We start from the raw sequence: 6757 nt of genomic DNA, 5'->3' as shown, positions 1-6757 counted from the left end.
GGGCATGCCCGGGCCGGCCACCGCTTCGTGCGCCGCGCTCGTGCCGTTACGACAGCGGCTCGATCCAGATGTTGCGGTACCGAACCTTGTTGCCGTGGTCCTGGAGGCGGACGGGGCCCGCGGTCGGCCCTTCCGGAGCGCCGGCACCGGTCGGGCCGGTGATGGCCACGTCGTCGTGGACGGTCACGCCGTTCCACACCACCGTGACGCGAGCGTCCTCGGTCTTCGCGCCCTTGTCGTCGAAGCGTGCCGCGCGGAAGGTGATGTCGTACGTCTGCCAGGTGCCCGGTGGGCGGGCGGCGTTGACGTCGGCGGCCTTCTGCTTGTAGATCGCTGCGGCCTCGTCGTCGGCGGGCGTCGTGTCGCCGAACGAGTCCAGGATCTGGATCTCGTAGCGGTCCTGCAGATAGATGCCGCTATTGGCCCGGTTCTGGCCCGTCACCTCGGGCGGCAGCTCCGGCAGCCAGAACTCGGTGTGGAGTTTGAAATCGCCGAACGACTGCTTGGTGCGCAGGTCGCCGCAGCAGACCTCCATTCCACCGCCCGTCAACGGCCACTGCGCGGTGCGACCGTCCGTCTGCTGCCAGGCCGCGCGGTCCGCGCCATCGAACAAGACGATGCGTTCGCCCTCGGGATGGACGCTGATCATGTCGAGGTTGACGTGTCCGGTGTCGCCCTCGTCCACTCGGTAGGTGATCGTGTTGGATCCCTCGCGCAGCTTCAGCGTCTCGGTACGGGTGGACCAGTTCGCCCAGCCGCCCGTACTGAGCAGGCTCGACTGCTTCACTTTCTCGTCACCCACGTACACGCTCACCGTCTTGGTGCCGGTGAAGGGGTTTGGACCGTTCGCGTACCTCAGGGCCACGTCGTACGCGCCAGCCTCGTCCACGTCGACGGTGAACGAGGTGGACGCGCCTTGGGTGCCGTAGCCGGCGACGAAGCCGCTGCCGGAGTAGCCAGCGTGGTCGGTGGCGATGCCCGCGCCGCCGGAGAGCTTGGCTTCCTCCGCCTCGTATGCCGTCGTCGCGGGCTGTTTGCCGGGCATGGCGTTGAGTGTGTACCAAGCTTCGGTGCTCCACAGCGTCTCGCCATCGGCGGAGCTGAACGGCCGCGGCGAGCGCACGTGCACGACACGGTCGGGCTTGAGACCGGTGATCTCCAGGGTGACCTTCCTCCGGTCCTCGGAGAGCCGGGCGGAGCTCACGGCGAGGGTCTCCTCGTCGACCTTGGGGCCGCCGTACGACGGTGTCGGGACGTAGCGCCACTGCTTGACCTGATAGCTCCGAGCGAGCCTGTCCGCCGTCTCCTGGGACAGCGGCTGAGTGTACTCCAGCTCGAATCCGCCCCGCTCGGCCCGCATGGCCAGGATGTCGAACGCCTTGCCGCCGTTGGGGGTGAGTTTCTGCAGACCGTGGGTCAGCTTGCCCTCCTGGCCCCAGTTGCCTCCCGCGCCCAGACCGCCCGCGTAGATCGCCCCGTCCGGGCCCTCGCTGATGCGGTTGACGCCCGCCTCGAGGCCCTGCGTGTGGCGGAAGACGGCGCCCTGGTCCTTACCCTTGACCTTCTCCAGGAAGGCACGCTGCAGCCCGCCGTAGGTCACGTCGCCGAACAGCATCTGGCCTGCGTAGGGTCCCTTCTTCAGGAGGATCGGGGTGCTGGGGGAGTTGGCGATCTCGTTCTGCGGCAGCCACAGCACCGGTTCGGTCACCGGCTGGTCGTCGAACGGGCCGGCCGGGTTGGTGTAGTGGTTGAAGAAGCGGTCGGGCTTGATGCGCACCAGCTTGGAGGCCGGGAGCCAGCCGCCCTGGTTGTCGGCGACGAAGATGTCACCGCCCGGACCCCAGCCGATGCCGTTCGGCGTGCGCAGGCCGCCGGCCAGGTAGGTCACCTTGCCGGTCTTCCGGTTCACCTTGATCGTGGTGCCGCGGTTCGGCGCGGGCTGCGGATTCGTCGTCGCGCCGCCGTAGTTGATCGCGACGGAGAGGTTGAGGTAGAAGAACCCGTCGCGGTACAGCATGCCGAAGGCGAACTCATGGAAGTTGCCGCCGTACGGCCAGGTCGCCACCGTGCGCCGCTTGTCGGTGACGTCGTCACCGTCGGTGTCGCGCAGCTCGGTGAGTTCGTGCTTCTGCGACACGTACAGGGCCCCGTCGAGCGCCTTGATGCCCATCGGCTCCTTGAGACCGCTCGCGACCTTCTTCACCGTCACCTTGTCGGGGCCGGTCTGCCCAGTGACGTTGTCGAGGAGGTACACCGCGCCCTCGGTCTTGTCCGTGCCGCCCCACGTGGTCACGGCCAGGCGGCCGTCCGGGAGCCAGTCCATGCCGGTGACTTGTGGTTCGAAGCCGTCGGGTCGCAGGTCCGTCAGAGTGTAGTCGGGGTGTACGGCGCTCAGCGGCAGTCCGTCGCCTGGGCTGTCGGTGCCGCTCTCGCACTGCTTGCGGCCGGGGGCCGTCACGCGTACGACATCGGCGTCGGTGCTCAGTGCCGAGTTCGGTACGAGAGAGAAGGAAGCGGCGCCCGGTGGTTTCCAGGCCAGCGTGATCTGCTGACCGCCCGTACGGTCGAAGTGGTCGATACGCAGAGGGTAGTGACCTGCCGTCAACGTGACCGTGCCGTCCTTGGGCTCGGCTGCGTGGAGGCCGTCGTGGTCGATGACCGTCCGGCCGTCGATGGTCAGGCGTGAACCGTCGTCGCTGGTCAGCCGGAAGGTGTAGGTCCCGTCTTCGGGAACCTCGATGTTGCCGATCACTTGCGATACGAAGTTGTCAGCGACACCGAAATGCTCGGTCGTGGACAAGTCGACGGTGGGTATCAACTTGTCGACGTTCGGGGTCTGTCCGGGCTTGAGCACGCAGATCTCGTTCATCGGCAGTCCGATGTCGAAGACGCGCAGCGTGACGCCCGGCACCTGCGGCGGCAGGTCTTCGCCGGCATCCGCGGCGCCGGCCGGTGCCGACGTGAAGCAGCCGAACAGGAACGAGACGGCGACCAGACCGGTCAGCCGTCTGCGGGATCTGGAGCGGGACCGTGGACTCATGCATCCTCCCCGGGGGGCCACCCCGGGGAGGGGCGCCCATGACGGTGGTACGGGACGACGAGGTGGTGCGGTCGGCGTCGCGCCGACCCGAAATGACGCGCGGTGTGCGCGAGATGCCTGGATTCGACCAGGTGACGCACACCATAGGAGTCCTTTGCCTGCTGCGTCTATAAGTTTGTCATCAGCGAGTACAAACTCTGTTGTGTCATGACCGACACACGCTGATATCGGGCAGGGTTTTCCGCACATCGGACAAAGTCGGCGGCACTGCAGTCCTGCTGACATGGCATCGCCCCGCGCGCTTGGCGATCAGCACGGCATGACGATCCGCCATGCTTCTGCGGCTGGTCCGCTTCGGTGTGATGAACGCGTTCACGACCGGGCCACCCCACCCTGCACCACGAACGGCAAGAACCCCGATGGCCTCCCGGGCACGCGGACGCCTGCCACTCCGGGAGGCCATCGGAGCCGATCATGCGGTGTGTTCGACGACTCCACCGACCACGACGGTCTCCGCCACGGTGCCGGGGATGTCCTCAGGTGCGGCGCGCAGGATGTCACGGGAGAGGACCACGAAGTCGGCTGCCTTGCCGACGGTCAGCGAACCCCGTTCGTTCTCAAGGAAGTTGGCGTATGCCGAGCCCATCGTGTAGCCGTGGATCGCGGTCTCCACACTGATCGTCTCCTGCGGCATCCAGGGCTCGCCACCGCCCAGCGGGCGCCGGGTGACCGCGGTGTGGATGCCGATCATCGGGTCCATCTCCGCCACGTTCCAGTCGCTGGATAGCGCGAGCACGGCCCCGGCCGTGTGCAGGCTGCGCATCGGCCATGCCTTGTGCCAGCGCTCGGCCCCGATGTTCTCCGCCCAGTCCTTGCCGGGGCCGGCGACCTCCGGGGCGCAGTGGCGGGGCTGCATGCACGCGACCACGCCCAGGGCGGCGAACCGCGGGGTGTCGTCGGGGTCCAGGCACTCGACGTGGACGACCTGGTGGCGGGCGTCCCGCTCCCCGTTGACCGTGCGGGCCCGCTCGACGGCGTCCAGTACGGTGCGGATGCCCCGGTCGCCGGTCGCGTGGACGAAGCACTGGAAGCCGCGGGCGTCCAGCTTCGTCAGCAGCTCTGCGAACTCCTCGGGCGGGTAGAAGGTGTCGCCCCGGTGGTGGCGGCAGCCCGCATAGGGTTCCAGCAGGGCCGCGGTCCGCGGCTCCACCACGTCGTCGATGTAGAGCTTGAGCGGTCCGACCCGGATCCGGTCGTCGTCGTAGCGGTCGGCGGCGGTGGCGAAGTCGTCGAGGTCGGCGTCCGTGGTGCCGCGCGAGTGAAAGAGGGCCGCGACGATCCGGGACTTGAGCCGGCCCTCGGCGCGTGCTCGGTCGAAGAGCGGGAGGTCGTCGAGCGAGTTCTGGGGTTCGACCACCGTGGTGATGCCGAAGCGGATGGCGTCGTCCAGGGACCTGGCGAGCCGCCCGTACTGCCGGTCGGGTGAGGCCCACGGAAGTCCCAGCTGCTGGAGGGAGCGGTGGCCGTCGCGGGACAGGCCCTTGACCGCGAAGTCCTTGATGAAGCCGGTGGGTTCACCCGTGGCCGGGTCGGTCACGGCTTCACCGAACGGCAGGTGGGTGTGGTCGCGGTCGATGCCGAGGCGGCGCAGTCCCGCCGTGTTGACCCAGGCGGTGTGCACGTCGTAGCTGAGTACGAAGGCCGGTACGTCGCCCGTGACCGGGTCGAGGTCGGCGGCGGTGGGCATCCGGCCGTCCGGGATGGCCGAGTAGTCGAAGGCTTCCGCCTCGATCCACCCGGCGTCGGGGTTGGCGGTGTGCCAGGCACGGATGCGGGCGTGGACCTCGTCGAGGGTTCCCGCGCCCGAGAGCTGGACGCAGGCGTCGTCCGAGCCGAGCCGGACATGGTTGTGGGCGTCGACGAACCCGGGGAGCACGAGCTTTCCTTCGGCATCGATCACTCGGGTGTCGGGCCCCGTCCACCCGTTCGCGTCCTCGTCGGAACCGAGCCAGGCGATACGGCCGTCGACCACCGCCATGGCCTGTGCCTCGGGGAGTTCCGGGTCGACGGTATGGATGCGGGCGTTGCGCAGGACGAGGTGGGCGGGACTGGCGGGGCTGGCCATGTGGTGTGACTCCTTGCGGTGCGGTGGTGCGGTCGGTCGGTGGTTCGGGCGGGGCGTGGCCGCCGGTCAGGAAGGTTCGGTCTGCGGTGCGACGGCCCGCCGGGCGAGCGCCCAGTAGACGAGCCCCGAGACGACGGAGCCGAGCAGGGTCAGGTCGGCGCCGCCCAACGGTGCGACCAGCGGGCCGGTCCACAGCTCGGAATCGCAGGTCAGCGCGGCGAAGACCATGCCGACGAGCAGCGCGGTCATGCCGGCGGGGTGGTAGCCGGACCGGTACCAGTAGGCACCGTCCGGTCCGGCATGCAGTGCCGGTGCGTCGTATCGGCAGCGGCGCATGATCATGTCCGCGAGGAACACGCCGCCCCAGGGTGCGAACACGATGATCAGCAGGGAGAGGAAGGACAGCAGTGAGCTGGTGAAGTCGGTGAGGAAGAGCGCGCACAGGGAACCCGCCGCGGTGACGGCCGCGCTGATGATGATGGCCTTGGAGCGGCTCCAGGGGACGCCCAGCACCTGGAGGTTCAGGCTCGAAGAGTAGAGCGTGACGATCGAGTTGGTGACCGATCCGCCGAGCACGAGGGCGAGGAAGAGCGGCTGGAACCATCCCGGCAGCAGCTTCTCCGTGCCCGCCACCGCGTCGGTCATGTCCGTCTGCGTGGCGGCAGCCACCCCGGCCACGCCCAGGGCGACCGAGGAGACGAAGCCGCCGAGGGCTCCGTACCAGGTGAGCGAGCGCATCGAGGTCGTCTTCGGCAGGTAGCGCGTGTAGTCGGCGGGCATCGGGACGTACGAGAACGGCCCGGCCAGCATCACGACGAAGGCGAGACTCCACCCGGAGGCACCTGGATGGACCGCCATCCCGCCCGTGTCGGCGCCCGGCAGCAGGAACACGAGGAGGGCGGCGAACCCGATGGCGAGGACGTACGCGATCCAGCGCTCGGCGAGCTGGACCGTGGCATGGCCCCAGAGGGCGACGAGGAACGTCAGCGCAAGGGTGATCAGCAGGGCGAGGGCCCGTCCGGTGTGGCCGGAGGCCCATCCCAGATCGGCGAAGAACGCTTCGAGAGCGAGCGTTCCGACGACCGTGTTGAGGATCGTGTAGCCGATGCTGACCACCCAGTTGAGCATTCCGGCGGGCCAGTTGCCGCGGACGCCGAAGGGGGCCCGGGAGATGACCAGGGTGGCGGTGCCGGTGCGTACGCCGCTCAGTCCGGCGGCGCTGATGGCAAAGAACGACAGTCCGCCGATGACGACGACGCCGGTCGCCTGCCAGAAGGAGAGCCCGAAGGCGACGGCCAGGGCGCCGTTGATGACGTAGGTGAAGGTGAGGTTGGATCCGAACCAGAGCCAGAACAGATCCCTCGCGCCGCCATGGCGCTCCTCGTCGGGAATCGGGTCGATGCCATGTGTCTCGACCTGGAAGACCTGGTCGGTGGCCATGGTCCCGCCGGGCGCCCTCGCGGTCGTCTCCTGCTGCGTCATGCGGCCTGCCTCTCATCCGTGCGTGCTCCAGGAGCCCGGAACAGTACTTTGAACACTGTTCTAAAAGTTTGAATGGCATTCAAGATGTGTCTGCAGGGGCTCGTCAAGAC

3 protein-coding genes are annotated in these 6757 nt (G+C 68.4%); all 3 read right to left on the bottom strand.

Translation table 11 applies throughout. The annotated features are described in order from the left end of the window. Positions 1 to 46: 46 nt before the first annotated feature. The 3 genes from ACFU6I_RS22170 to ACFU6I_RS22160 all read right to left on the bottom strand — a co-directional run bounded on the left by ACFU6I_RS22170 (position 47) and on the right by ACFU6I_RS22160 (position 6647). Positions 47 to 3040: a family 16 glycoside hydrolase gene (locus ACFU6I_RS22170; RefSeq protein WP_384369387.1), complete on the bottom strand. Its 2994-nt coding sequence runs from the start codon at positions 3038 to 3040 to the stop codon at positions 47 to 49. Positions 3041 to 3512: 472 nt separating this feature from the next. Further along, the gene (locus tag ACFU6I_RS22165; protein ID WP_384369384.1) at positions 3513 to 5165 is read right to left on the bottom strand and encodes an amidohydrolase; all 1653 of its coding nucleotides are present in this window, start codon (positions 5163 to 5165) and stop codon (positions 3513 to 3515) included. Positions 5166 to 5231: 66 nt separating this feature from the next. Beyond that, the gene (locus ACFU6I_RS22160; protein WP_384369381.1) at positions 5232 to 6647 is read right to left on the bottom strand and encodes a purine-cytosine permease family protein; all 1416 of its coding nucleotides are present in this window, start codon (positions 6645 to 6647) and stop codon (positions 5232 to 5234) included. Positions 6648 to 6757 lie beyond the last annotated feature (110 nt).

It is taken from the genome of Streptomyces sp. NPDC057486 (assembly GCF_042802415.1).
GTDB classification, from domain to species: Bacteria; Actinomycetota; Actinomycetes; order Streptomycetales; family Streptomycetaceae; genus Streptomyces; species Streptomyces yanii.
Note: the sequence above shows the minus strand (reverse complement) of the source record. Positions and strands in the feature narration are given on the sequence as shown.

Excerpts from the sequence above, each read along its gene's own strand:
- ACFU6I_RS22170 (WP_384369387.1), bottom strand. The coding sequence starts at position 3,040 with ATGAGTCCACGGTCCCGCTCCAGATCCCGCAGACGGCTGACCGGTCTG.
- ACFU6I_RS22165 (WP_384369384.1), bottom strand. The coding sequence starts at position 5,165 with ATGGCCAGCCCCGCCAGTCCCGCCCACCTCGTCCTGCGCAACGCCCGC.
- ACFU6I_RS22160 (WP_384369381.1), bottom strand. The coding sequence starts at position 6,647 with ATGACGCAGCAGGAGACGACCGCGAGGGCGCCCGGCGGGACCATGGCC.